This window comes from Pelagibius sp. (genome assembly GCF_965227505.1).
Classification (GTDB): Bacteria; Pseudomonadota; Alphaproteobacteria; order Kiloniellales; family Kiloniellaceae; genus Pelagibius.
In genome coordinates this window covers 4271850-4294860 of record NZ_OZ245757.1, presented here as the reverse complement: position 1 = coordinate 4294860, position 23011 = coordinate 4271850, and the positions used below count along the sequence as shown (strand labels likewise).

General features: G+C 65.7%; 24 protein-coding genes. 9 read left to right on the top strand and 15 right to left on the bottom strand.

Going from position 1 to position 23011, the window contains the following annotated elements; genetic code table 11:
- Positions 1–210: 210 nt before the first annotated feature.
- Together ACO06P_RS20235 and ACO06P_RS20230 are read right to left on the bottom strand one after the other, a co-directional pair.
- Positions 211–1125: a hypothetical protein gene (locus ACO06P_RS20235; RefSeq protein ID WP_420347030.1), complete on the bottom strand. Its 915-nt coding sequence runs from the start codon at positions 1123–1125 to the stop codon at positions 211–213.
- Positions 1126–1321: 196 nt separating this feature from the next.
- Positions 1322–2236 (bottom strand): hypothetical protein, encoded by a 915-nt coding sequence (locus tag ACO06P_RS20230; protein ID WP_420347029.1) that lies wholly within the window; start codon positions 2234–2236, stop codon positions 1322–1324.
- Positions 2237–2545: 309 nt separating this feature from the next.
- On the opposite strand from ACO06P_RS20230, the gene mtnK reads away from it, so the two are divergent.
- Positions 2546–3859, top strand: coding sequence for an S-methyl-5-thioribose kinase (gene mtnK / locus ACO06P_RS20225; RefSeq protein WP_420347028.1), 1314 nt, complete (start codon positions 2546–2548; stop codon positions 3857–3859).
- Positions 3860–3876: 17 nt separating this feature from the next.
- Here mtnK and ACO06P_RS20220 read toward each other — a convergent pair whose 3' ends face one another.
- On the bottom strand, positions 3877–5304 hold the full coding sequence (locus tag ACO06P_RS20220) for an FAD-binding oxidoreductase (protein WP_420347027.1): 1428 nt from the start codon (positions 5302–5304) through the stop codon (positions 3877–3879).
- A gap of 144 nt (positions 5305–5448) precedes the next feature.
- Between ACO06P_RS20220 and ACO06P_RS20215 the strand changes: the two genes are divergently transcribed.
- Positions 5449–6237 carry a winged helix-turn-helix transcriptional regulator gene (locus ACO06P_RS20215; protein ID WP_420347026.1) on the top strand — a complete coding sequence of 263 codons (789 nt, stop codon included), beginning with the start codon at positions 5449–5451 and terminating at the stop codon, positions 6235–6237.
- Here ACO06P_RS20215 and ACO06P_RS20210 read toward each other — a convergent pair.
- On the bottom strand, positions 6210–6494 hold the full coding sequence (locus tag ACO06P_RS20210; RefSeq protein ID WP_420347025.1) for a DUF1330 domain-containing protein: 285 nt from the start codon (positions 6492–6494) through the stop codon (positions 6210–6212). The two genes, ACO06P_RS20215 and ACO06P_RS20210, sit on opposite strands and share 28 nt — an antisense overlap.
- Positions 6495–6589: 95 nt before the next feature.
- Positions 6590–7015 carry a globin family protein gene (locus ACO06P_RS20205; protein ID WP_420347024.1) on the bottom strand — a complete coding sequence of 142 codons (426 nt, stop codon included), beginning with the start codon at positions 7013–7015 and terminating at the stop codon, positions 6590–6592.
- A 279-nt stretch (positions 7016–7294) separates the two neighbouring features.
- On the opposite strand from ACO06P_RS20205, the gene ACO06P_RS20200 reads away from it, so the two are divergent.
- Positions 7295–8161 carry a LysR substrate-binding domain-containing protein gene (locus ACO06P_RS20200; RefSeq protein WP_420347023.1) on the top strand — a complete coding sequence of 289 codons (867 nt, stop codon included), beginning with the start codon at positions 7295–7297 and terminating at the stop codon, positions 8159–8161.
- A 10-nt stretch (positions 8162–8171) separates the two neighbouring features.
- On the opposite strand, the gene ACO06P_RS20195 is transcribed toward ACO06P_RS20200, so the two are convergent.
- On the bottom strand, positions 8172–8588 hold the full coding sequence (locus ACO06P_RS20195) for a globin family protein (RefSeq protein ID WP_420347022.1): 417 nt from the start codon (positions 8586–8588) through the stop codon (positions 8172–8174).
- A 307-nt stretch (positions 8589–8895) separates the two neighbouring features.
- On the opposite strand from ACO06P_RS20195, the gene ACO06P_RS20190 reads away from it, so the two are divergent.
- Both ACO06P_RS20190 and ACO06P_RS20185 read left to right on the top strand, forming a co-directional pair.
- A complete protein-coding gene (locus ACO06P_RS20190; protein ID WP_420347021.1) occupies positions 8896–9744 on the top strand; it encodes a phytanoyl-CoA dioxygenase family protein in 849 nt (282 codons plus the stop codon).
- A 175-nt stretch (positions 9745–9919) separates the two neighbouring features.
- Entirely contained in the window at positions 9920–11068 is a 1149-nt protein-coding gene (locus ACO06P_RS20185; RefSeq protein WP_420345314.1) for an IS4 family transposase, read from the top strand.
- Positions 11069–11243: 175 nt separating this feature from the next.
- On the opposite strand, the gene ACO06P_RS20180 is transcribed toward ACO06P_RS20185, so the two are convergent.
- Positions 11244–11657 (bottom strand): DUF1761 domain-containing protein, encoded by a 414-nt coding sequence (locus ACO06P_RS20180; RefSeq protein WP_420347020.1) that lies wholly within the window; start codon positions 11655–11657, stop codon positions 11244–11246.
- Between the two features lie 160 nt (positions 11658–11817).
- Positions 11818–12468 carry a LysE family translocator gene (locus ACO06P_RS20175; RefSeq protein ID WP_420347019.1) on the bottom strand — a complete coding sequence of 217 codons (651 nt, stop codon included), beginning with the start codon at positions 12466–12468 and terminating at the stop codon, positions 11818–11820.
- A 147-nt stretch (positions 12469–12615) separates the two neighbouring features.
- On the opposite strand from ACO06P_RS20175, the gene ACO06P_RS20170 reads away from it, so the two are divergent.
- Complete coding sequence (locus tag ACO06P_RS20170) at positions 12616–13464, top strand: DUF2189 domain-containing protein (RefSeq protein ID WP_420347018.1); 849 nt, start codon at positions 12616–12618, stop codon at positions 13462–13464.
- Between the two features lie 53 nt (positions 13465–13517).
- Here the strand turns inward: ACO06P_RS20170 and ACO06P_RS20165 are convergent, their stop codons facing one another.
- Positions 13518–14474 carry an SRPBCC family protein gene (locus ACO06P_RS20165; protein WP_420347017.1) on the bottom strand — a complete coding sequence of 319 codons (957 nt, stop codon included), beginning with the start codon at positions 14472–14474 and terminating at the stop codon, positions 13518–13520.
- Positions 14475–14608: 134 nt separating this feature from the next.
- Between ACO06P_RS20165 and ACO06P_RS20160 the strand changes: the two genes are divergently transcribed.
- Positions 14609–15418, top strand: a complete 810-nt coding sequence (locus ACO06P_RS20160) for a helix-turn-helix domain-containing protein (RefSeq protein ID WP_420347016.1) — start codon at positions 14609–14611, stop codon at positions 15416–15418.
- Between the two features lie 174 nt (positions 15419–15592).
- Here ACO06P_RS20160 and mtnA read toward each other — a convergent pair whose 3' ends face one another.
- From mtnA to ACO06P_RS20140, 4 genes are all read right to left on the bottom strand, one after another.
- Positions 15593–16690 (bottom strand): S-methyl-5-thioribose-1-phosphate isomerase, encoded by a 1098-nt coding sequence (gene mtnA, locus ACO06P_RS20155; RefSeq protein WP_420347015.1) that lies wholly within the window; start codon positions 16688–16690, stop codon positions 15593–15595.
- 71 nt (positions 16691–16761) lie between these two features.
- A complete protein-coding gene (locus ACO06P_RS20150; RefSeq protein ID WP_420347014.1) occupies positions 16762–17457 on the bottom strand; it encodes an MIP/aquaporin family protein in 696 nt (231 codons plus the stop codon).
- A gap of 7 nt (positions 17458–17464) precedes the next feature.
- Complete coding sequence (locus tag ACO06P_RS20145) at positions 17465–17974, bottom strand: arsenate reductase ArsC (RefSeq protein ID WP_420347013.1); 510 nt, start codon at positions 17972–17974, stop codon at positions 17465–17467.
- Positions 17975–18073: 99 nt separating this feature from the next.
- Entirely contained in the window at positions 18074–18451 is a 378-nt protein-coding gene (locus ACO06P_RS20140) for an ArsR/SmtB family transcription factor (RefSeq protein ID WP_420347012.1), read from the bottom strand.
- A gap of 182 nt (positions 18452–18633) precedes the next feature.
- On the opposite strand from ACO06P_RS20140, the gene ACO06P_RS20135 reads away from it, so the two are divergent.
- Complete coding sequence (locus ACO06P_RS20135) at positions 18634–19845, top strand: acetate/propionate family kinase (protein ID WP_420347011.1); 1212 nt, start codon at positions 18634–18636, stop codon at positions 19843–19845.
- Between the two features lie 8 nt (positions 19846–19853).
- Positions 19854–20744 carry a TIGR01459 family HAD-type hydrolase gene (locus ACO06P_RS20130; protein ID WP_420347010.1) on the top strand — a complete coding sequence of 297 codons (891 nt, stop codon included), beginning with the start codon at positions 19854–19856 and terminating at the stop codon, positions 20742–20744.
- 119 nt (positions 20745–20863) lie between these two features.
- On the opposite strand, the gene ACO06P_RS20125 is transcribed toward ACO06P_RS20130, so the two are convergent.
- Positions 20864–21454: a hypothetical protein gene (locus tag ACO06P_RS20125; protein ID WP_420347009.1), complete on the bottom strand. Its 591-nt coding sequence runs from the start codon at positions 21452–21454 to the stop codon at positions 20864–20866.
- Between the two features lie 121 nt (positions 21455–21575).
- A complete protein-coding gene (locus ACO06P_RS20120; protein WP_420347008.1) occupies positions 21576–22994 on the bottom strand; it encodes a hypothetical protein in 1419 nt (472 codons plus the stop codon).
- Positions 22995–23011: the final 17 nt, after the last annotated feature.

The following is a 23011-nucleotide window of genomic DNA, read 5'->3' as shown; positions in this document are numbered from 1 at the left end:
TGTCCTCCCCGGTGCCTTCTTTTTTGTTCGCGTTCCGTGCCTTGCGAAGCGCTTTGCGACGCTGAGGATATCATTCTTCGGCAGCGATGCCGAAGTCAAGGGACCAAGGCCGGCCAAGCCCCTCGCCGGCGACACGGCGCGAAGACACCAATACAAAAAAACCGGCGCCCCGTTTCCCGGGGCGCCGGCGTCTTTGCAAAGGGTTTCAGGTTAGTGGTTGGTGGAGTGAGGGTTCTTCGGCGCCTGGATGCCGCCGGCGTTGCCGTTGCAATGCACCTTCATCGGCACCCAGCCGCTCGCGGCGCCGGACGGGATCGTGGCGACCAGATACTTGCGGTTGGTGGGCTTCTTGATGGTGTAACGCTTCGTGAAAGTCACGGTGTTGGATGCGCCGGCGGTTCTTGTGACCGTCTGGACTTCGCCATCGCCGCGGTAAAGGTTGAACTTGAAGGTGCCGGGCTTGTTGGTCTTGAACTTCGCCGTCAGCGTCGCCTTCACCGGGCAACTGAAGGGCGAGCCGTCGAACTTCACCGTGAGGTCGGCGTCGATCACCCTCAAGGGCTCGGGCTTGCAGATGATTCGGACGGGAACGGATGCATAGGCGTAGCGGTAATCGAACCCATATCCGCCAATCTGCTTTCTGCGCGCTGTTAGGGAAAGCATGTAGGTCGAGCCGGATTTGATGGTCTTCCTGATCTCCTGTTGCAGGTCGCCCTCGTCTTCACAAACCTTGCGGCCCAGCTCAGTGAAGGTCTGCAATTCGGCCGGCTTGATCTCGTGCATGATCGTTTTGTCGAGTTTCTTCACGGAAAAGTTCCGGACCTGAGTGATCCGCTTTCTTTCCGAATTCATACTATCGATACGATACCCGACAATCCGAAAGCTCCTCCTCTTCTCTGCTTTCACACGGAACTTGATGGTGGCCTTCGGCCCTCCCTTCCCCAAGACGTACTTGCCATTCTTCTCCTGGAAAACCAGGGTCGGCAGATCGCCTACAGGTGTGGCCGAGAATGATGTGTTCTTCATGCCGCCGCTCGCCGCAAGAGCCGGGCCGCTCAGGACGCCGGTCACCAGGGGAGCCACCGCGGTCAGAGCCAATAAAGTCGTTTTCAGTAACCTGGACACGAAAAAATCTCCCTAGTTGGAACTGCCCCGGCGGTGGAAAGGCAAGGATTGAGGTGCGCCCCCTAACGAGGCGGTGACTAGTCTGTCGAAAAGGTTGGGGTTGGGGTTCAGACGCGGGGGTAAAAACGGTCTCGCGCGGGGCCGGGACGGAGCGGCGCAGCGCAGCACCGCTCCATCCTCTAAGACGGCCTAAGCGTCAGTAGTTGGTGGTCTGCGGCTTGGTCGGGGCCTGGAACCCGTCGATCTTCGGGTTGCAGTTCACGTTCATAGGCACCCACTGGGTGGCGACCGGGTGGCCGATCACCGCGATCAGATACTTGCGCTTCGCCGCCTTCTTGAAGGTGTAGTGCTTGGTGTAGCTGACTTTCCCGGCATTGCCGATGGTCCGGGTGACGTCCTGGGTGACGAGGTCCTGGGTGGCGGCGTCATCGCGGAAGATCCGGAACTTGAAGGTGCCGGGCTTGTTGCCCTCGAACTCGGCCTTCAGGGTGGCTTTCACCGGGCACTGGAACGGCGAGCTGTGGAACTTCACCGACAGCTTCACGTCCTTCACGGCGAAGGGCTCCGGCATGCAGACGACGCGGATCGGCACGTAATCCCAGTCCTTCCAGGTATCGGTCCTGTTCTTGTTCTGGGCTTTGATAAAGCTGGAGAACTCGAAGCGTACTCCTTTAATGGACTTGATGACTTTCTCGTCCGGCTTGCCGTGCTGCTCACAGACCTTGCGGCCCTTCGCCTCGAAGTGCTTCAGCTTGTTCCAGTCGATCTTCAAGGTGACCGTCTTATTGAGCTTCTTCAGAGAGCTGTCCTGAAAGCCATTGCTGGCGATCGTGCCACCGCCGGCGCTCGTCTCCACGATTTCCCATTTGGTGATCCGGCCATTCCACTTCTTTTCCGCCTTGAGGTGCAGCTTGACCTGGTAGTTCCCCGACTTCTGCACCTCGTATTTGCCGTTCTTGGGCACGAAGACCAGCGCCGGGGGGTTGTTCAGATAGCTGTCGGAAGCGCCGAAAGAGGCATCCTTGATGAGTTTGATATCGGCGGACGCCGGGGCACTCAGGGCCGCGGATGTCGCCAAGGCCAGCAGGCTGGCCCGAAAGAACTTGGGCACAGGGCTCTCCTAGTTTTTTAGCCTTGGCGGTGAAAGGCGTGTGGTGCGGCTTGCCCCTGAGGGGGACGATGCAGCATTGGTCGGCTGCCCATACACTATGGTTCAGGCTGATCGCGCGTACGGTGAGTTTTCCCACAGGGAGTAACACTTCCTGATACCCCGACTGCAGAATCATCCATTTCCGCTAAACGATTGACCGGACACGCCTTTACGGGTCCGTCTGGCGTCTGCGCCGCCCGCTGCTATCCTGCGGCCCGGCCAAGGCCGAGGCGAAAAAGATCGAAGCAGGCAAAAAAGGGAGGGTCTTGCATGGTGGCCAGGGAATCGACGGACGGGGAACGGACAGCCGGCGGTTTGCCGGTGCCGGAGGGCTACGAGCCGAAGAGCGAAGCCAGCCTGGCGGCCTACCTGTCCGGTGTCTCGGCCGTCGCGGCGCACCTCGGCGGCGCGGCCGGCGATTGGCGGGTGCGGGAGGTCGGCGACGGCAACCTGAACCTGGTCTTCATCGTCGAGGGACCCGCCGGCGGCGTCGCGGTGAAACAGGCCCTGCCCTACGTGCGCCTTGTCGGCGAATCCTGGCCGCTGCCGCTCAGCCGCGCCCACTTCGAGCAGATGGCGCTCGCCACCGAAGCGCAGCACGCGCCCGGCCTGGTGCCCGACATCCTGCACTACGACCAGACCCTGGCGCTCATCGTCATGGAACTGCTGCAGCCGCACATCATCATGCGCCAGGGCATGATCAAAGCGGTGCGCTATCCGGGCTTCGTTGAGGCGATCACCACCTTCATGGCGGGCACGCTCTTCGGCACCTCGGACCTCGCGCTCACGGCGGAGGAGAAGAAGGCCGCCATGGCCGAATTCTGCGGCAACACCGCGCTCTGCAAGATCACCGAGGACCTGATCTTCACCGAGCCCTACAGGATCGCCGAGAACAACCGCTGGACGACGCCGCAGCTCGACGGCATCGCCCGGGAGTTCCGCGAGGACGCGGCGCTGAAGGTGGCGGTCTCGCGCCTCAAGCTGAAGTTCCTGTCGGAGGCCCAGGCGCTGATCCACGGCGACCTGCACACCGGCTCCGTCATGGTGACCGAAGACGACACCCGGGTGATCGACCCGGAGTTCGCCTTCTACGGACCCATGGGCTTCGACATCGGCGCCGTCATCGCCAACCTGCTGATCAACTACTTCAGCCAGGACGGCCACGCGACGCCGGAGGACCCGCGCGAGAGCTATCAGGACTGGGTGCTGGCGGCGACCGAGGGCGTCTGGACCGGCTTCCGTGCCAAATTTCTGGCGCTCTGGCGTAACGGAGCGACAGGGGATGCCTACCCGGCCGCGCTCTTTGCCGATACCGCCGGCGCCGAAGCGCTGAAGGCCGAACAGGAGGCCTACATGGACCGCCTCTTCACCGACAGCGTCGGTTTCGCCGCCGCCAAGATGATCCGCCGCATCCTGGGCCTCGCTCACAACATCGACCTGGAATGGATCGAAGACCTGGACCGCCGCGCTGCCTGCGAGACCCGTTGCCTCAGGCTCGCCCGTGACATGATGGTGAACCGGGCCAACTATCCGACGATCGAGGCGGTGACGGCGGCGGCCCGGAAGATGCGGGACGCGGCCTGACGTCCTGCATGGCGCGGTTATGACGGCGCCACGTTCTGGTTGATGCGGAAGAGATTGTCCGGGTCGTAGCGGCGCTTCACTGCGGCGAGGCGCGCGTAGTTGCGGCCATAGGCCTCCCGCTCGCGGCCGACGCCCTCGGCGATGAAGTTCACGTAAGTGCCGCCGTTCGACTCCTCCGCCAGGGCCTTGCGGCAGTCGGCGATCCAGGCCAGGCAGGTTGCGTCGTCGCCCGGGTCGCTCCAGCGCGCGCCGGGGCTGAGCACGAAAACCGCATCGCGGTGAGGATAGGCGGTGGCGTCAGGCGCGACATCGTTGATCGCCCCGCCCACGAGGTGGATCATCACCTCCGACTGTGGCGTCGGCGTTCTCGATGCAAGCTCGACGAAGGCATCGAGGCTGCGGTCGCTCAGGGTCGTGTAGTTGGCCGAGGTCCAGTAGTTGCGCAGCCCGTGGCCGAAGAAGCTGTCCGAGATCGACTGCGCCTCGGTATAGGGCCGGGCCATGACCGCATCGGCGACCGGGTCGCCAAAGCCGCGCAGCGGTGCCAGCGCCGCTTCGCCGTCCTCCGGTTTGCCGGCATAGCACTGCATCACCGAGATCATCCGGGTGCCGTGATGGCGCGGGTCGAGAAAGGGAAGCGGCGGCACGGTCAGCATGTCGGCCCAGGCACAGGCCTCCGGTGGCAGGCCGGGGGCGACGTTGCGGAAGTTGCGCAGCACCGCAGCGGCCTGGTCCAGCGGATAGAGGGTCGGCCCGAACAGCACCTCCGGGCCCACGGGATGGAGACGGAACTCGAAGCCGACCGCCACGCCGAAGTTGCCGCCGCCGCCGCGCAGCGCCCAGAACAGATCGGGGTGCTCTTCCGCCGAAGCACGGATCAGCTGCCCCTCCGCCGTCACCAGTTCGACCGCCAGCAGGTTGTCGGCGGTCAGGCCGTACTTGCGCGACAGCCAGCCGAAGCCGCCGCCCAGCGTGAGGCCGGCCACGCCGGTGTGGGAGATGACGCCGCCCGGTGTCGCAAGCCCGAAGGCCTGGGTTTCGCGGTCGAGATCGCCCAGCAGGGCGCCGCCCTGCACCCAGGCGCGCTTCGCTTCCGCATCCACCCGCGCGGCGCGCATCTGCGAAAGATCGATCACAAGACCGTCGTCGCAGAGCGCCGAACCGCCGATGTTGTGGCCGCCGCCGCGCACCGCCAGGGGCAGGCCCTGATCTCGGGCGAAGGTCACGGCCTCGATCACGTCGGCGACGCCGGAACAGACGGCAATCAGCAGGGGTCGGCGGTCGATCATGGCGTTCCAGACGGCACGCACCGCCTCGTAATCGGGGGCCTGGCGGTCGACCAGGCGTCCACGCAGGCGCGCGGCGAAGGCCGCCACCGCGGCGGCGTCAAGGCTGCGATCCGAGAGGTCTGCGGCCAATGCCTGCGGGCGCAGAGAAGGGGTCATCGGGGGTGCCTCCGTGGCTCTTGAGACGCGGCTTTGGCGGCAGTCTGTCCATGCTCAGACCCGCAAACTACTCCTAAATCTGGAGTGGACGGTGGTCCGCCTTCGGCGCATCCTGAGTCTTGCCGCAGCAGAGAGGAGGCCCTCATGACCCGCGGATACGGGCAGTATTGCCCCCTGTCCCTGGCCTGCGAAGTGCTGGGGGAGCGTTGGTCCATTCTGGTGCTGAGCCGCCTTATCGACGGCTGCCGCCGCTTCAACGAAATCCACCGCGGCGTCCCGCGGATGTCCGCCAGCCTGCTGTCACAGCGCCTGGCACAGCTGGAAGACGCCGGCATCGCCGAACGGCGGCCGCTGCCCGGCGGGCGCGGCTACGCGTACTTTCCGACCGAGGCCGGCTGGGAGCTGGAGCCGCTGATCATGGATCTCGCGGTCTGGGGCCAGCGCTGGGCCCGCGACATGACGGCCGAGGACCTCGACCCCGGCTTCCTGGTCTGGAGCATGCATACCCGCCTGAATACCGAGGCCATGCCGCCGGGCCGCACCGTTCTGGCCTTCGAGTTCTCCGGGGCGCCCAGCGACTGCCGGCGCTTCTGGCTCGTGAACAGCGATGGCGAAGTGGAGATGTGCCTGAAGGACCCGGGTTACGAGGTCGACGTGAAGGTGATGGCGGACCTGCGCCTCTTCATCGAGGCCTGGCGCGGCCTGCGCTCCCTCAAGCGCGAGATCGCCAAGGGCAGCATCCGCCTGGAAGGCCCGAGCGCCAAGAAGCGCGCGCTGCCGGACTGGCTGATGCTCTCGGCCCTCGCCCCCTTCGAGCGCCAGCGCCCCGGGCGGGAGCGGGACCTGGCGCAGCACTCGCAGAAAACGCGCGGCAAGTCCCGCTCCAAAACCGGACGGTCAGACTCTCAAGCGCCCTCGACGATGGAGACGTGACGCACGGAGGAACGACCTGAGAAGGTCAGCGCCTCCGCATACTCCGGCGATTCGTAGCAGCCGACGGCGGCCTCGAAGCTCGGAAACTCCGCCACCACGTTGCGGGCATGGTCCGTCCCCTCCTTGGTGACGTGGCGTCCGCCGCGGGCGAGGAAGCGCCCGCCGTGGGCCTGCACGATCTTGCCGGCCCGCTTCACATACTCGCCGTAAACGTCTTCGTCGGTAACGGTCACATGGGCAATCCAATAGGCGACCATTGAGAGTCCTCCTGGTCTTGATGAACACGAAAAGGAAAAGCACGATCGCAGCCGTGGCAGCGAGGCGCCGGAATAGAGATCAGGCTCTATAGAGATCAGGCTCTGGCCGCCTGCTGCTCGGCAGCGGCGCGCATGGTCTCCGCGATCAGACCATAGGCGGTGGTCCAGGCTTCCTTGGCCTCCGGCGTCCAGTCGTCGCCCAGGCCCTGTTCCAGAGCCCAAAGCAAGGCGGCGCCGACAGAGTCGTAATGCGAGTCAGAAACGCCATAGTCGGCATGGCGGCGCCCGAGGTCCTGAAGCACGGGGGCCAGGCCCTCAAGATTGTCCAGGCCGCCGATGGCCGCGTTCAGAGTCTGCAGCAGCTTCTGGCGCTGCAGGGCCATGTCGGTGCCGGCGAAAAGCTGCTCGGCAGCGGGGTCGATTTCGAACAGGCGGTTGTAGAACAGCCGGGCGGCGGTATCGCCGATCGGCAGAACTTTCTGCCAGGTCGCACGCAGGGTTTCAACGTGTTGCGGGGTCATTGGTTCGCTCCAACAGTCCTCAAAGTATAGAAACCGTGCGGCGCCGCGATTCTCCCGCCCCATACGGCGGACCCGAACCGCAGACCGGCTTCTGCGTGAATACAGTCCTTAGAATAACAGCAAAGCAGCGCCTCCGGCGTCCCCAAGAGCCCGTTCAATCGGGTCCTTTCGGATAGTCTTCCCGAGCAGACTGATTGGGACGCCGTGCCGAGGTGGGTTTACCAACCTTCATACATCACATAAAATGAATTTATATGATCTAATTATTCTCTAGATGAGATGATGGACCTTTCCGACCTCAGGATCTTCCGCGCCGTCGTCGCGGAAGGCGGCATCACCCGGGCCGCCGAGCGCCTGCACCGCGTGCAGTCCAACGTCACCACAAGGGTGCGGCAGTTGGAGGCCGACCTCGGCGTCGCGCTGTTCATCCGCGAGGGCAAGCGCCTGCACCTGGCCCCGGCGGGGCAAGTGCTGTTGGACTATGCGGAGCGGCTCCTGGACCTGGCCGAGGAGGCGCGCGAAGCGGTGCAGGACTCGCGGCCGCGCGGCACCCTCCGCCTCGGCTCCATGGAGAGCACGGCGGCGGTACGCCTGCCCGCCCCCTTGAGCGCCTACATCAAGCGCCATCCGGAGGTGAACGTGGAGCTGCGCACGGGCAACCCGGTGCAGCTGGCCCGCGCCGTTCTGGCGGGCGAGTTGGATGCCGCCCTGGCGGCGGAGCCCATCGCGCCGGAGCAGTTCGACCAGATCCCGGTCTTCGAAGAGGACCTTGTTCTGATTGCCGAGGAAAGCCAGCCGCCGATCATTGCGGACAGGCCTGCACCGCGCACCATGATCGCCTTCGAACACGGCTGCCCGCATCGCAGGCTCCTGGAGGACTGGTACGCCGCCCGCGGAGAGACGCCGGCCCAGGTCCTCCAGCTCGCCTCCTACTACGCCATGCTGGGCTGCGTGCTGGTCGGTATGGGAATCACGCTGCTGCCCAGGAGCGTGCTGGCCACCTATCCGGAGCGCAAGCGCCTCTCTCTGCACCCCCTGCCCGAAGGCCAGGACAAGGTCTGGACCATGCTGTTCTGGCGCAAGGGGGCGGGCTCGGCCAAGATCGAGGCCCTGGCCGAGATCCTGACCGACAACGCGAAACGCTAAACTGTTTCTCCTAGGCCGCTTCTCTGGCCGCCTCGATCATGACCTCGGCGATCAGCGCATAGGCCGCGGCCCAGGCTTCTCTGGCGTCGTCGCTCCAGCAATTGCCCAGACCCCTCTCAAGAGTCCACAGCAGGGCGGCGCCCACGGTGTCGTAATGCCCTTCGGTCACGCCGTAGCCGGCGTGACGCCGCCCGAGATCCTGCAACACCGGCATCAGGGCTTCGGGCGCTTCAAGGCCGGCCACCACATGGTTGATGGCCTGCATCAGCTTCTGACCCTGCTTTTCCATGTCGGTCTTGGCGAAGAGGGGTTTGAGGGAGGGGTCGATCTCGAACAGGCGGTTGTAGAACACCGTTGCCGCCGCTTCGGCGATGGGCGTGATCTGCCGCCAGGTTTCCTTAATCACTTGCTTCTGTGTCGGGGTCACCGGAACTCTCCAAATACAAACGGGTGTGGGCGCAGGGGTCCCGGTCCCGGGACCCGATGCGGGCTTTGCGGCAGGGCGGTTTCAGCCGGGTAGGGCTGCAGCCGTAGTCCTAAGTCGTGGCGGCCCGCACAAAGGTTCACAGAAAAGACCCAGCCTGCGTCCCGCAGGCCCGGAGTGCAGGCCCGGACTGCAGGCCCGGACTGCCGCATCGAGATTTCGCGCGGGCTTCGTGCTATGCAGGAAGCCGGAGGGTCAGACCACTGGGTCAGATCACTGGGTCAGACCATTGGGGGGCAGTCCGGAACCGATGAACCCGGAACCGAAGAACCAGGACCATGTCGCGCAGTTCCGGGCCGAGGGCTATGCCGTGGTCCGCGGCGTTTTCGACGCCGCCGAGGTGGCGGCCATGGCGGCGGCCTTCGACCGCATTCACGCGCGGGCGCTGGCCGGCGGGCGCAGCTGGCGCGACCGCAACACCTTTTTCCGGCTGGCCGACGATCCCAAGGCCGGGCGGGTGCTGCGCCTCGCGCAGTGGCCCGGCTGGATCGACGAAGACCTGGAAGCCGTGCGCCGCGATCCGCGCCTGCTGGAAATCCTGGAGCCGCTGATCGGCCGCGACCTGAAGCAGATCATCAACCAGCTGCACTGGAAGCCGCCGGGCGCTGCGGCCGAGTTCGGCTTTCACCAGGATTCGCGCTCCCGCCGGCCGCGCGAGGCCTATCGCGATCTCGCCGCCTCCTACGTGCAGACGGGGATCGCCGTCGACCGGCAGAGCGCGGAGAACGGCGCCATGGTGGTCTGCCCCGGCAGCCACCGCCTGGGGGAATTGCCCTTCGACCCCGAGAAGCCGTCGATGCACGAAGCGCTCGATACCGCCGACCTCGCGCGCCTGGGCGTCGACACGGCAAATGTCCGCACCCTGGAGATGGCGCCGGGCGACGTTGCGCTCTGGCACGTGCACACCCTGCACGGCTCCGGCCCCAACCGTTCGGCCATGGACCGGCGCTTCTACATCAACGGCTATGTCGTGGCCGCGAACTGCGACCGCGGCGAGTGGGCTTTCCGCGGCGGCCAGCCCTGCCCCCTGGAAGGCGAGCAGAGCCTGGTTCACTACGAAGAGCTCTACACCAACCCCGGCCCCATGTTCGTGGACTAGCGGACCACCGCATCAGAGCGAAGATGGGGTACTCCATCGCCGCATCATCATCCGTCATGCTCGGGCTTGACCCACTGGTGTCCGGTTTAGATTTGGTGGACTGAGCGCACGGTGTTGATTCTACTTGTGTCCAAGCGTTTGGCGACGTCCTGGGACACGAGAAAGGAACAACACCGTGCGACACCAGAATAGCGTTTTTCACGATCTTCTAAAGCGGGTTCCCTGGGGAGAGTTCGAGCGCCTGGTGGCTGAGCACGGAGCGGACCATCGGGTTCGCCGTCTGCCAACCAAGAGCCAGTTTATAGCCTTGCTTTACGGGCAGCTTTCCGGGTCGACGAGCCTGCGGGAGATCGTTGGCGGCCTGGAGAGCCATGCCAGGCGGCTCTACCACCTGGGTGGGCGACCAGTGTCACGCTCGACTTTGTCGGACGCCAATGCCCTGCGCCCGAGCGCGGTATTCAGCGATCTCTTTGCGGCGATGGTTGGTCAAGCCCAGCGGGGCCTGCGCCGCAAAGTCGGTGAGGCGGTCTATCTGATTGATTCCACCAGTATCCGCCTCAGCGGGATTGGCTGCGAGTGGGCGCACTTTTCAGCCAAAGCCTGCGGCGCCAAGGCGCACGTCATCTATGATCCCGCCGCTGACCGGCCGATCTATGCGGCGGTCACCGCGGCCAAGGTCAACGACATCACCGTCGCCCAGACGATGCCGATAGAGGCAGGAGCTACCTACGTCTTCGATCTCGCCTACTACGATTACGGCTGGTGGGCCAGGATGGATGCCGCCGGTTGCCGCATCGTCACCCGCTTCAAGTCCAATACGCCCCTGGCTGGAGCCGTTGAACTCGACGTAGTGGAAGGCACCAGCATCCTCTCCGACCGCATCGGGCTGTTGCCGCAGCGTCAGGCTAACAGCCGCAAGAACCCCTTCAGCAGCCCGGTTCGCGAGGTGCGCGTCAAGACCCACACCGGCAAGATCTTGCGCATTCTCTCGAACGATCTCAAGGCCCCAGCCAGGGAAATCGCCGATCTCTACAAGCGCCGCTGGGCCATCGAGCTGTTCTTCCGATGGGTCAAGCAAACCCTCAAAATCCGCCACTGCCTCGGAGCCAGCGAGAACGCCCTACGCATCCAGATTGCCGTCGCCCTCATCGCTTTCCTGATCCTGCGCATGGCTCAGGGCGACCAGAAAACCATCCAAAGCCCGCTCAAGTTCGCCCGTCTCGTCCGCGCAAACCTCATGCACCGACGCCGTATAGATCGGCTGATAACCGCCCAACCCGATCCACGCGAAAACCCAAATCAAATGGCCTTGCTATGGGTTTGAATCTAAACCGGACACCAGTGGGCTTGACCCGAGCATCCATGGCAGCGCCAACCTGGAACGCTCGCGAGAAGGTTCGGGCGCACGGACTAATGGACCCTCGGGTCAAGCCCGAGGGTGACAAATGAAAGCGCGGTGACAAACGTCCGGGTAAGAAGTGCCTCAGGTCCGCTGACGCTCACAACCCGAACAGCCCGATCACCAGGCCCTGGATCAGCAGGACGCCGAGCCAGTGGGCGCCGTCGATCAGCGTGAGACTGCGCCTGGCGCCCTGGAAGCCGTGGTTCACCACCAGGGTGGTGGCGACGAAGCCGAGCCAGACGAAAAAGGCGGTGGTGAGGCCGCCGACGGCCCCCATGCCGACCGCGCCGAGGTGGCCCATGACACCGGCCAGCATGAAAGCCATGATGAGCTGCGCGAAGGCGGCCACGCCGTAGACCACCGGGCTGGCGCCGGCCTTCACCTCTGCCTCGGTCTTGCCGAGGGCCGCCATCCAGGGCTTGGCGAGCGCCATGTAGTAGGCCGCGCCGAAGGCGTAGCTGGCCACCATGGCGACCACGACCGCCAGATAATTGATCCCTTCAAAGGCCATGATCCCCTCCCCCGGTTCTTCAGCCGCTCCCGCGCGGCGACTGGTGTCCTGCCGCGCCGCCACAGCGACAGGTTCTTTGTTGCGTCGCTACTGCAACGATCTCTTTATCGCGTCGCCACAGCGACGTGCTCTTTACCGCGTCGCCACAGCGACGTGCTCTTTACCGCGTCGCCACAGCGACGCCGGCCCCCACCAGCAGACCGCCGGTCACGCGGTTCAGCCAGCGCTGCGCCCGGCTGCTCGTCATCGCCCGTCCCGCGCGCGCTGCAAGAAAAGCATAGACGCCCAGCACGGCGAACAGAACCGCGGCGACCACGGTGCCGAGCAGCAGCACGTCGCCAAGGGTCAGCGACCCCAGGTCGACGAAGGTCGGCAAAAAGGCGCCGTAGAACAGGATCACCTTGGGATTGCCCAGGGTGACGAGAAAGCCGAGTGCCAGAGACCCACGGTGGGAGGTCTTGGGCCTTGGCGTGTCGGGCGGCGTTGACTGCGCCGCCGCTCCACCGCTGCGCCAGAGGGCGATGCCGAGCCAGACCAGATAGGCCGCCCCGAGCCACTTCACCACCAGGAAGAAGTCGCCGAGGACCGCCGCCAGGGCGCTGAGCCCCAGGATCGCCAGGGCCAGAAACAGCAGATCGCCGAGAACCAGCCCCGCTGTCGCCGCAAGCCCCGCCCCGAACCCCCGGCTCATGGCACGCGCCACCACGGCCAGGAAACCCGGCCCCGGGGTCAGCGCCAGGACCAGCATGGCGACCATGAAGGCCAGCAAAGTCTCCGGAGACAGGGTGGGCAGCAGGTCGACAGCTGACATCGGCACAGGGGCTCCTCAAACAAGGGGTTCGCGCCTATGCTTAGCAGAGAGCAGCCTGTCTGGGGAGAGGCCCTAAGGGTCACGTCCGGAGAGGCGGTTTGATCCAGATCATGGGACCGTGGGGACCGCTGACCTAGGAAGGAGCGCATGAGCCAGGATCAGGACCCCGCCATCGCGCCAGGCGATGGCAGCGAGCAGCCCGTGACCGCGGCCGAGATGCCCAAACCCGCACCGCGCGTCCAGACCATCACCGCCGGCGACGTCGTCGACGCCCTGGGCCGCGGCCTGGCCGACTTCCGCGCCGCGCCGCTCTTCGGCCTGTTCTTCGGTGGCGTCTATGCGGTCGGCGGCATGGTCATCGTGCTCTGCGCCGTGGCGCTCGGCATCGGCTACCTTTCCTACCCCCTGGCGGTCGGCTTTGCCCTGATCGGGCCTTTCGTCGCCGTCGGGCTCTACGAGGTCAGCCGCCGGCGCGAGATCGGCCAGGAACTGGACTGGAAGGGCGTGCTCGGCGTGATCGTCGCCCAGCGCAAGCGCGAGCTTGGCTGGATGGCCTTCGTCAGCCTCTTCATCCTGGTGGTTTGGATGTACCAGGTGCGCATCCTCATCGCCCTTTTCATCGGGCTGCGCGCGCCGACCACCATGACGGAGTTCGTCTCGGTGGTGCTGGGAACGCCGGAGGGCCTGACGTTCCTCGCCGTCGGCCACATCATCGGCGCCGCCATGGCGCTGGTGCTGTTTTCGCTGACGGTCGTCTCCTTCCCGCTGCTGCTGGAGCGGGAGATCGACTTCGTCACCGCCATGATCACCTCCATCAAGGCCGTGGTGGCCAACCCGCTGCCGATGATCGGCTGGGCCTTCGTGATCATGATCCTGCTGCTGGTCTCCATCGGGGCGTTCTTCATCGGCCTCTTCCTGACCCTGCCGATCCTCGGCCACACCACCTGGCATCTCTATCGCAAGCTGGTGGCACCGGAAGATCCACAGCCCGCCTGACGTGACGGCGGGACCGGGCCGGGATCAAGCCGGCCGGCCCCGCACAGCTGACATCAGGCGCTTTTGCGCAGGCTTGGCTGCGCCCAGTCGGCCCGCGTTTCCTCCTGCATGCGCACACTCCAGCGCGCCAGCAGGCGGTCGCAGACCGGCAGCAGCACGGCGACCAGAAGGCGCAGCTTCAGGGCGTTCAGCAGGCCGGGCCGGGGGCGGACGACAAAGTCCATGCGCAGGATCACGGCTTCGTCCTCCGGGATCATCGACCAGCGCCCGGCAAGGTGCTGCAAGGGGTAGGGATAGTCGGGCGCGGCGGTATCGACGACAAAGGCGAAGGCCTGACCCTCTTCCCAGAGTGTGCAGCGTTCGGTCCAGGACCCGCCGGCGGTGTCGCTGCAGCGGCGAACCATGCCGAGGCCGCGCCCCCGCAGCACCTCGACCCAGGCGATGTTGTCGGCGACCTCGGCATAGCCTTTCTGATCCGCCATGACCCGCCAGACCACGGCGCTGGGCGCATCGACCGCCGTCTCCGCGGAGATATGAAACTCGCCAGCGTCATGGGCCAGCGTGATCTTCGCCGCGCCACGGTAAACCTGCCAGAGGGCGAAGCCCTGCAGCAGGGCGAAGTCCAGCGCCAGCAGTGCCGTCACCGTCACCGCCCAGAATCCTGCCGTCGTCAGGCTGTCGCCCGCAGCCGCCAAGAGAGCGACTGAAGCGGCAACCCAGAGCGCTTCCAGGGCGATCGCGGCGCGGGCCAGCGGCAGGGAGAGAGGCCGCCGCCGCGCCGCCCACCAGCAAAGCGCGGCGAAGGCCAGCACATCGATGCCGACAAGGCGCAGCAGCCAGGCGGTCGAAAGGCCGAAAACAGCCTCGGCATGCGGTGTCATCCAGGCGGCCAGGCTGCCGCCGGCCAGAACCAGAATCAGGCCGGCAGCCAGGGAGAGGGCCGCGTTGGTCTTCAGGACCGCGCGCAGCAGCCCGTCGTTGGCCTCATGGCGGTGCATCTTTGCAGACATGGGAGAATTCCTTTCTGCCGATTGGTTTGTTCCTCGTTTCGGCGGCAGACTGTCCGGCGGCGCGGCGGGCGGCAATTACCTGTCAGGTAATTGCGGCTTGCACGGAGCCCCGCCAGACTTCAGGAATGACAGCGATGACCGCCCTGAGCCGCAACGAGAGCTTCCCCCACCGCCTGAAGGCCTGGCGCCAGACCCGGCGCATCAGCCAACTGGAACTGTCGTTGCGCTGCGACGTCTCCCAGCGCCACCTCTCTTTCCTGGAATCCGGCCGCGCGCGGCCCAGCGAGGGCATGGTGATCAACCTGGGCGAAGCGCTCGACATCCCCTTGCGCGACCGCAACGCCCTGCTGCTCGCCGCCGGCTTCGCGCCGCGCTACCGGGAAAGCGACCTCTCCGAACCGGAGATGCTGGCGGTCAGCAAGGCGCTCGACCACCTGCTGGAAAAGCACGAGCCCTACCCGGCGCTGGTGATCGACCACATGGCCAACCTGCACCGGGCCAACCAGGGGGCGATGCGGCTGATGGCGCTGCTGATGGCCGAGGCCGGCGCGGACCACGCCGCCGGGGGCCGCCCGAACCTGCTGCACGCCCTCTTCAGCCCCGAGGGCTTGAGGCCCTACATCCGCGACTGGGAGAAGGTCGCTCACTTCCTGCTCTGCCGCCTGCGCGGCGAGTCCATCGCCGTCGGCGAGCCGCAGGAGATGGAGGACCTGATCGCCGCCCTCACCGCCTACCCCGATGTCCCGGACGACTGCCCGCTGGAGATCCCCGGCGAGTGGCGCGCGCCGGTGCTGACCACCACCTTCGAAAAGGACGGGCACTGCCTCAGCTTCTTCACCACCATCACCACCCTCGGCACGCCCTTCGACGTGACCCTGCAGGAGGTGCGGGTCGAGCAGTTCTTCCCGGTGGACGCAGAGACGGAAGCGTTCTTTAGGCGTTAGCGGGACCATCGCAGTAAAGCCAAGGTGCCGTAGCCATGCTTCGAGACGGTGCTTCGCACCTCCTCAGCATGAGGTCGGTTTTGCTTGCATAGGATTTCACCTCATCCTGAGGAAGCCCCGTAGGGGCTGTCTCGAAGGATGACTGCGCCAAGGCCACCAACTCTACAGAGCTCTCTAACCCCCCCGCTCCGGAAACAGCGCGGCGAGGCCTTCAGGCGAAGCCGCGGCGACGCCGCGCTCGGTGATCAGGCCGGTGACGTAGCGCCGCGGCGTCACGTCGAAGGCATAGTTGGCCACCGGGCTGCCGTCGGGGGTGATGGTGACGGTCTCGATGGCACCCGCCGCCGTGCGGCCGGTCATCTGGGAGACTTCGTCGCCGCCGCGCTGCTCGATGGGGATCTCCTTCACCCCGTCGTGCACGGTCCAGTCGATGGTGGGCGACGGCAGCGCCACGTAGAACGGCACGCCGTTGTCGTGAGCGGCCAACGCTTTCAGGTAGGTGCCGATCTTGTTGCAGACGTCGCCGGAGGCCGTCGTGCGATCGGTGCCGACGATGCAGAGATCCACCTGTCCGTGCTGCATCAGGTGGCCGCCGACGTTGTCGGCGATGACGGTGTGGGACACGCCGTGATGGCCCAGTTCCCAGGCGGTCAGCGAGGCGCCCTGGTTGCGCGGGCGGGTCTCGTCGGCCCAGACGTGGATCGGTATCCCCTCTTCGAAGGCCATGTACATCGGCGCCGTCGCCGTGCCCCAGTCGACAGTGGCCAGCCAGCCGGCATTGCAGTGGGTCAGGATGTTCACCGGCTCGCCCGCCGGCTTCTTCGCCGCGATCTCGGCGATGATCTTCAGCCCGTGGCGGCCGATGGACTGACAGATCTCGACGTCTTCGTCGCAGATCTCCGCCGCCCTCTTGTAGGCCGCCGTCAGGCGCTCGCCGCGCGGCAGGTTGCGCAGCGCCTCGCGCATCTCATCCAGCGCCCAGCGCAGGTTCACCGCCGTCGGCCGGGTGACGATGAGCTGGTCGTAGGCCTTGTCGATGCCGGCGTCACTGTCGTCGTCGCGCAGCGCGAGACAGACCCCGTAGGCCGCCGTGGCGCCGATCAGCGGCGCGCCGCGCACCAGCATCGCCTTGATGGCATGGGCAGCGTCGGCCACCGTCTTCAGGGTCACGGTTTCGAAGACGTGCGGCATCTTGGTCTGGTCGATGATCTCGACCGACCATCCGTCGTCATTCACCCAGATGGTTCTGTAGGGCTTGCCGTCGACCTTCATGACCCTGCCTCGCTCTTGACGCCTCTCTGTGCCGGCATCCTAGAACGTCATCCCGGTAAGGGCCAGGGTGCCTACTCCGCCGCCTGCTTCTGCACAGCTTCCGACTCTTTGGGCGCCAGCAGCCAGCCGAAGACCAGAGTGGCGGCGACCGCGCCGACGAGCTGAGCGGCGATGAAGGCCGGCGCATCGACGGGCCGGATGCCGGAGAAGGTGTCGGTGAAGCTGCGCGCGATGGTGACCGCCGGGTTGGCGAAGGACGTGGAGGCGGTGAACCAGTAGCCGGCGGTGATGTAGAGCCCGACGGCATAGGGCACCGCTTCGGCGCGGAAACGCAAGCAGCCGAGGATGGTCGCCACCAGACCGAAGGTGGCGACGAACTCCGCGAACCACTGCGCCGGGCCGCTGCGCAGCTTTTCGGAGACCTGCAGCAGCGGTTCCTCGAACATGGCGTGGGCGATCAGCATGCCGGCAAGGCCGCCGAGGATCTGGACGGCGACGTACAAAGCCGCCTCGCGCTTCTCCAGCTTGCCCTGCATCAGAAACGACAGCGTCACCGCCGGATTGAAGTGCGCGCCGGAGAGCGGCCCGAAGATCAGGATCAGCACGGCCAGGATCGCACCGGTGGCGATGGTGTTGCCCAGGAGCGCGATGGCCGTGTTCCCGCCGGCCAGGCTCTCGCCCATGATGCCGGAGCCGACGACGACGGCCAGCAGGAAGGCGGTGCCCAGGGCCTCGGCCGCGAGCCGGCGGGTCAGGTCAGGGGTCATGATCGTGTCAGGCCGACTGCGAGAAGTTCGTCGCCATCTCGTCCAGGCGCTTCTGCAGGCTGAGGCTGTCCAGGGCGGTGATAGGCAGATTGACGAAGATGTCGGCGCGGTTGTGGATCTGGCCGTAGACATCGGCAAAGACCTGGCGCTTCTCCGCCTCCGAACCCTCGGCCGCCGCCGGGTCCTCGAAAGGCCAGTGGGCGCGCATCGGCGCCCCCGGCCAGACCGGGCAGACTTCGCCCGCCGCGTTGTCGCAGACTGTGAAGACGAAATCCATGTCCGGCGCACCCTCGGCCGCGAAAACATCCCAGGACTTGCTGGCCAGGTGGTCGGTCGGGTGATTGAGGCTTTTCAGCAGGTCGAGCGCATAGGGATGGACGCGGCCCGTGGGATGGCTGCCGGCGCTGTGGGCCTTGAAGCGGCCGGCGCCGAGACGGTTGAGAATTGCCTCCGCCATGATGCTGCGTGCGGAGTTGCCGGTGCACAGAAAGAGCACGTTGTAGATCTTGTCTGACATGATCGCAGTTCCTCTCGATGGGAGTCTCAGCGCCGGGGGGAACCTCAGCGCCCGGGTGACGCCTGTCTTCGCGGCAGTGTCCGGCCCACCCTCGTTGCCCTATCCGCTTGACGCCTTGTTGGGCTCGGAGACCCGCTCCGCCTCCGGCACCTCGCCCATCGTCCCCGACAGCAGATTGCCGCAGACCTCCGGGCGGCCATGGCAGCAGTCCTCCAACAGGAACCCCAGGAGCCCGCGCATGGCCTCGAAGTCCGCGGCGTATAGGATCTGTCGGCTGCGCCGCTGGGATACCAACAGGCCGGCCCGCTCCAGCTGGGCGAGGTGGAAGGACAGGGTGGCCGGCTGGACACCCAGGCGTTCGGCCAGGACGCCGGCCGGCAACCCCTGCGGCCCCTCGCGCACCAGAAGGCGAAAGGCGTCGAGACGGGTGGCCTGGGCCAGGGCGCCAAGGCACCGGATGGCGGCTGTGCTCTCCATAGTTTGATAATTATAAAAATATTGAAATATGGCAAGCCAAAGAAATAAGCGATATGACAGGGGTGGGGTAGCGGCTCGACGCCGCCGGCGCCGGGCCCTTGGGAGAAACAGGCCGATCCATGCTTCCCACCGCCGTCCACGGTTGGTGCGGGGTGCGGATGCCTATGCTTGGGTAGGGTCAGGTGAGCGAAAAGCAGAGAGCGATCCTGGTGCTGAACGCGGGTTCGTCCAGCATCAAGCTGTCGCTTTTCCCCGAGTCCGCCGAGGGCGGCGACATCCCTCTTGTCCAAGGAATGATCGAGGGCATCGGGACGGCGCCGCGTTTCGCCGCCAGGCTGGCAAACGGTACAGACTGCCAACCCCCGTCCTGGGACGGTGGGGCCGAGCTCGGCCACGACAGCTTTTATGCGTTCCTGCTCGACTGGATCGGCGAGCACCTGCCGGGGATCGAACTGGCCGCGGCCGGACACCGGGTCGTTCACGGCGGCACCGGGTTTGAAAGGCCGCAGCTTGTCAACGAGACGGTCCTGCAGACCCTCGAAGGTCTCGTACCGCTGGCGCCGTTGCATCAGCCGCACAACCTCTCGGCCATTCGCGCTCTTCAGAAACGCAAGGCGGACCTGCCCCAAGTCGCCTGTTTCGACACCGCGTTCCACCGCTCGATTCCCGAACTCGATCAGTTGTACGGATTGCCGCGCGATCTCGCGCAGGAAGGCCTGCGGCGCTATGGCTTTCATGGTCTGTCGTACGAGTTTATCGCCGACGCTTTGCCGAATTATGACACCTTTGCTGCGACCGGCCGGGCCATCGTCGCGCACCTGGGCAACGGCGCCAGCCTCTGCGCGCTACGCAACGGACGCAGCCAGGCCTGTACCATGGGCTTTTCAACCCTGGACGGGCTGATCATGGGCACCCGCTGCGGCAGCCTCGATCCGGGCGTGTTGCTGTACCTGATGCGGGAAAAGGGTATGGACGCGGACGCGCTGGAACACATGCTCTACAAGCAGTCGGGCCTGCTGGGCTTGTCGGGGATCAGCAGTGATATGCGCGACCTGCTGGGGAGCAACAAGGCGGAAGCCCGCGAAAGCGTCTCCCTGTTCTGCGACCGTGTGGCCCAAAAGATCGCCGCGCTGGTGGCCATGCTGGGCGGTCTCGACGCCCTGGTCTTCACCGCCGGCATCGGCGAGCGCTCCCCCGAGATCCGCCGCGAAGTCGGCCAGCGCCTGGGCTGGCTGGGAATCGTCGTCGACGATGGCGCCAACGTCGAGGGCCGCGCGCGCATCAGCGCCACGGAAAGCAATGTCGCGGTCTGGGTGATCCCGACCAACGAGGAACTGATGATCGCCCGGCACAGCCGTGCGGTCTTGGCAAAAGCCGCGGCGGATCTTGTATAACTCACGCGATGACCTCTCCCGAACTGCTTAACGGCCTTGGTGCGGCAGCGTCGCGCTTCGATGCCTTCATCCTGGATCAGTATGGCGTGCTGCACGACGGCACCGCGCTCTATCCCGGCGTGCTCGACTGCCTCCATGCCCTGCGCGGCGCAGCGAAACGCGTGCTCATCCTCTCGAACTCGGGCAAGCTGAAGCAGCCGAACATCGACCGCCTCGCCCGCCTCGGCCTGCCGCCGGACCTCTACGACGACTTCATCACCTCGGGCGAGGCCACCCGCGCCTATCTCGGAAACGGGGCCGACCCGGTTCTGCGGCGCCGGCAGGGCGACGGACCGCTGCGCTGTCTGGCCTTGGGCGGCGCAGCGGAGAAGGCGCTGCTGGAAGGTTTGCCGATCGCCATTGTGCCTACGGTCGAAGAGGCCGACTTCATGCTGCTGGCAAGCTTCGGCGATGCGCCCCCGGCCAGCATCGACATCTTCTTAGACACTCTGGACCAGGCGCGCGCGCAGGACCTGGTGCTGGTCTGCGCCAACCCGGACATTCGCGGCATCACGGTCGACGGCCTGAGACCGGCGCCGGGGGCTTTGGCGCGCCGCTACGAGGAAGGCGGCGGCAAGGTGGTCTATGTCGGCAAGCCCCACCCGCTGATCTATGGAACGGTCCGGCAGGCCCTGGCGCCGATGCCGGCCGGTCGCATGCTTGCGGTTGGAGATTCCCTGGCCCACGACATCGTCGGCGCGGCCGGCGCCGGCATGGCCAGCGCCCTGATCCTGCAGGGCATCCACAAGGACGAACTGGGGTTGCCGGGCGGCGATGCGGACTTCGACGAACGGCTGGCCGCCCTCAGCAATCGCTACAAGGCCAGGCCCGACATCGTGCTGCGCAGCCTGATCTGGTGAGCAGCCTTACCTGGCGCGACGGCAGCGCCGGCACTTCCGTGACGGTAACGGCAAAAAAGGCGGCCATGGTCTGGCCGCCTTTTTACGCAGTGCCTGCCGCCGAGCGGGACGACGGCGCCCTAGCCGCTCTTGAAGCGGCTGCGCATCGCCATGTCCACCCGCGACGCCATGTCCACCCGCGACGACATGTCGACGCGCGATGACATCTCCGAGGGTGCGGTGGTCTTTCCGGCGGTCATGTTGCTGGAACTGCCGATGGCCGCATCGAGAAGGATCTCTTCCAGCCAGCCGCTGGTGATCTGAATCCGCACGGAGAAGTCGACCTTGTCATAGGACCACATCCTGACGCCGTCGAGGAAGCGTTCGTCCTTCATCTCGATGCCGACCCGCCCGATGTGGAGATCAGGCTCCTTGATCTCTTCGCCCTTCCCATGCACGAGAAAGACATAGGGCGCATCCAGCTTGTAGTAGCTGCCCTCGTAGGAGAAGCCGTAGATGCGCGCGAGACGCGGATCAAGCTCGGGGTGGAGCTTGTCGGTCAGGGGATTGCGGTTCTGCGGACGATTGGGGTCATTGAACGCGCCAAGACCCTCGTCGTCCAACTTCAGGCCCCGGAACTCGCGTCCAAAAAGCCTCACCTGCGAAGAGGCCAGCAGCGTCTCATCGAAAATCGAAACGTCGCGATCAGGCCTCTTGTCATCGGATATCATCTTCCCCTCCCGTGTTCGAAGCTCAAAGGTAGCGGCACCGCCGAGCCCCGCACCGGGAATCCAAAGTTTCCCCCAGCGCGGCGGATCATAACACTGCTGCACGAAGTAACAAGCAAGGTAACTACACCTCTACGCGAAAACTGTGGTTGATCATGCCGTAGACCTCGGCATGGCTGTCGGGGTCATCGCGCGGCGGCCGGGATGCTGCCTGGCGACGTTGATTCTGCGCCCAGGCCCAGCGCAGCGCGTAAGCCGTACTGCGCGGCGGCGGGTCCTGCGTAGCGTCCGGCCCCGCTATGCCGATGCCCCGCGCCTGGAAGTTCTCGACAAAGGCCGGCAGGTTCTGTTCCTGGCCCAAGTCGGCCATGATCTCAAGGAACGTGCGGGTGAAACGGCCGAAGCTGAAGTGATCGGCATCGAGACGGTGCCAGGCGACGGCAAGGGCAAAGCCGATGTAGTCCCTGGCCTCGATCAGCGAGTCGATGAAAGCCGCGCGGTGGCGGCTCACCGCGCCCTCGTGCATCTGCTGCAGACGATCGAGACTGGCCGTCACGCTGTCTTCCGTCCAGCCGCGCGGGTCGCCGTCGCGCGGCAGGATGCCACGCCGCACCAGCCCGTCCTGGTAGATCTCCACGAGGCTGTCGAAGATCGCACCGGTCAGCGGCTGGGCCAGGTCGTGCGACTTGCGCCCCTGTCCGCTGGGATCGATCCACTCGCCGTCGGCGGTGAGGCGCAGCGAGGCCAGGTCCTCCATGTGGGCATCGTTGCTGGCAATGCGGATCTGCTCGCTGTTCGACAGCTCGCCGATGCGGTTGAGGAAATTCAGGACATAGAGATTGCCGCCGGTCTGGTCGATGAGATCGTCGATGATGGTCTCGAAGTGCAGTGTCGACAGCAGCGCCACCAGATCGGACATCGATTCATGGAACCCGAGGTACTGCGGCGTCAGTCCTCCAGATCCCGGAATCCCAACCTCCGAAAACAGCAGCGTATGCCCCACCTCGTGCGCGAGGACGTCGAAGTTCAGGGCAAAGGGCTGATACTCCCCGTCGGCAGAGGTGCGCCCGCCGGTTTCGATGAAGCCGACGCCGGCGTGGGCGTTGTCCCAGGCCACGTCGGGCACCAGTTCGATGACGAAACGGTCCCGGGGATCGTACCAGTCGATGGTCTTTCCCAGGTAGCCTTCCCAGATATCGAGGACAAAGCGCACCGAGCCGTACATATGAGCCGCAAGAAAGCGGCGGTCATCCAGGGGAATGTGGTCGAAGTGGCCGTCAGGCCCGGCCTCGGCCGGAGGATATGCCGGCCCACGATAGGGCGGCATGTAAGGGAAGGTGTAGGGCGCCGGCTTATCGATCGCATCGACCACGCGCATGGCCCCGTCGAAAGGACCGGGGGCGATGGTTCCAGGCGGCGGCGACACGCGAACCGTTTCCGGCCTGGAGAAACCTTGCAGGCTGGGCATCTGCGGAAACAGACGAAACCGCGTGCCGCCGACGACACCGTCGACGGCATCAAGCCGGTCCCACAAAGCGGTCATCCCCGATCCCCCATCGC

Excerpts from the sequence above, each read along its gene's own strand:
- ACO06P_RS20210 (WP_420347025.1), bottom strand. The coding sequence starts at position 6,494 with ATGGTCGCCTATTGGATTGCCCATGTGACCGTTACCGACGAAGACGTT.
- mtnA (WP_420347015.1), bottom strand. The coding sequence starts at position 16,690 with ATGAAGGTCGACGGCAAGCCCTACAGAACCATCTGGGTGAATGACGAC.
- ACO06P_RS20175 (WP_420347019.1), bottom strand. The coding sequence starts at position 12,468 with ATGTCAGCTGTCGACCTGCTGCCCACCCTGTCTCCGGAGACTTTGCTG.
- ACO06P_RS20205 (WP_420347024.1), bottom strand. The coding sequence starts at position 7,015 with ATGACCCCGCAACACGTTGAAACCCTGCGTGCGACCTGGCAGAAAGTT.
- mtnK (WP_420347028.1), top strand. The coding sequence starts at position 2,546 with ATGGTGGCCAGGGAATCGACGGACGGGGAACGGACAGCCGGCGGTTTG.
- ACO06P_RS20180 (WP_420347020.1), bottom strand. The coding sequence starts at position 11,657 with ATGGCCTTTGAAGGGATCAATTATCTGGCGGTCGTGGTCGCCATGGTG.
- ACO06P_RS20215 (WP_420347026.1), top strand. The coding sequence starts at position 5,449 with ATGACCCGCGGATACGGGCAGTATTGCCCCCTGTCCCTGGCCTGCGAA.
- ACO06P_RS20130 (WP_420347010.1), top strand. The coding sequence starts at position 19,854 with ATGACCTCTCCCGAACTGCTTAACGGCCTTGGTGCGGCAGCGTCGCGC.
- ACO06P_RS20140 (WP_420347012.1), bottom strand. The coding sequence starts at position 18,451 with ATGGAGAGCACAGCCGCCATCCGGTGCCTTGGCGCCCTGGCCCAGGCC.
- ACO06P_RS20145 (WP_420347013.1), bottom strand. The coding sequence starts at position 17,974 with ATGTCAGACAAGATCTACAACGTGCTCTTTCTGTGCACCGGCAACTCC.
- ACO06P_RS20190 (WP_420347021.1), top strand. The coding sequence starts at position 8,896 with ATGAACCCGGAACCGAAGAACCAGGACCATGTCGCGCAGTTCCGGGCC.
- ACO06P_RS20125 (WP_420347009.1), bottom strand. The coding sequence starts at position 21,454 with ATGATATCCGATGACAAGAGGCCTGATCGCGACGTTTCGATTTTCGAT.
- ACO06P_RS20160 (WP_420347016.1), top strand. The coding sequence starts at position 14,609 with ATGACCGCCCTGAGCCGCAACGAGAGCTTCCCCCACCGCCTGAAGGCC.
- ACO06P_RS20170 (WP_420347018.1), top strand. The coding sequence starts at position 12,616 with ATGAGCCAGGATCAGGACCCCGCCATCGCGCCAGGCGATGGCAGCGAG.
- ACO06P_RS20150 (WP_420347014.1), bottom strand. The coding sequence starts at position 17,457 with ATGACCCCTGACCTGACCCGCCGGCTCGCGGCCGAGGCCCTGGGCACC.
- ACO06P_RS20220 (WP_420347027.1), bottom strand. The coding sequence starts at position 5,304 with ATGACCCCTTCTCTGCGCCCGCAGGCATTGGCCGCAGACCTCTCGGAT.
- ACO06P_RS20165 (WP_420347017.1), bottom strand. The coding sequence starts at position 14,474 with ATGTCTGCAAAGATGCACCGCCATGAGGCCAACGACGGGCTGCTGCGC.
- ACO06P_RS20200 (WP_420347023.1), top strand. The coding sequence starts at position 7,295 with ATGATGGACCTTTCCGACCTCAGGATCTTCCGCGCCGTCGTCGCGGAA.
- ACO06P_RS20120 (WP_420347008.1), bottom strand. The coding sequence starts at position 22,994 with ATGACCGCTTTGTGGGACCGGCTTGATGCCGTCGACGGTGTCGTCGGC.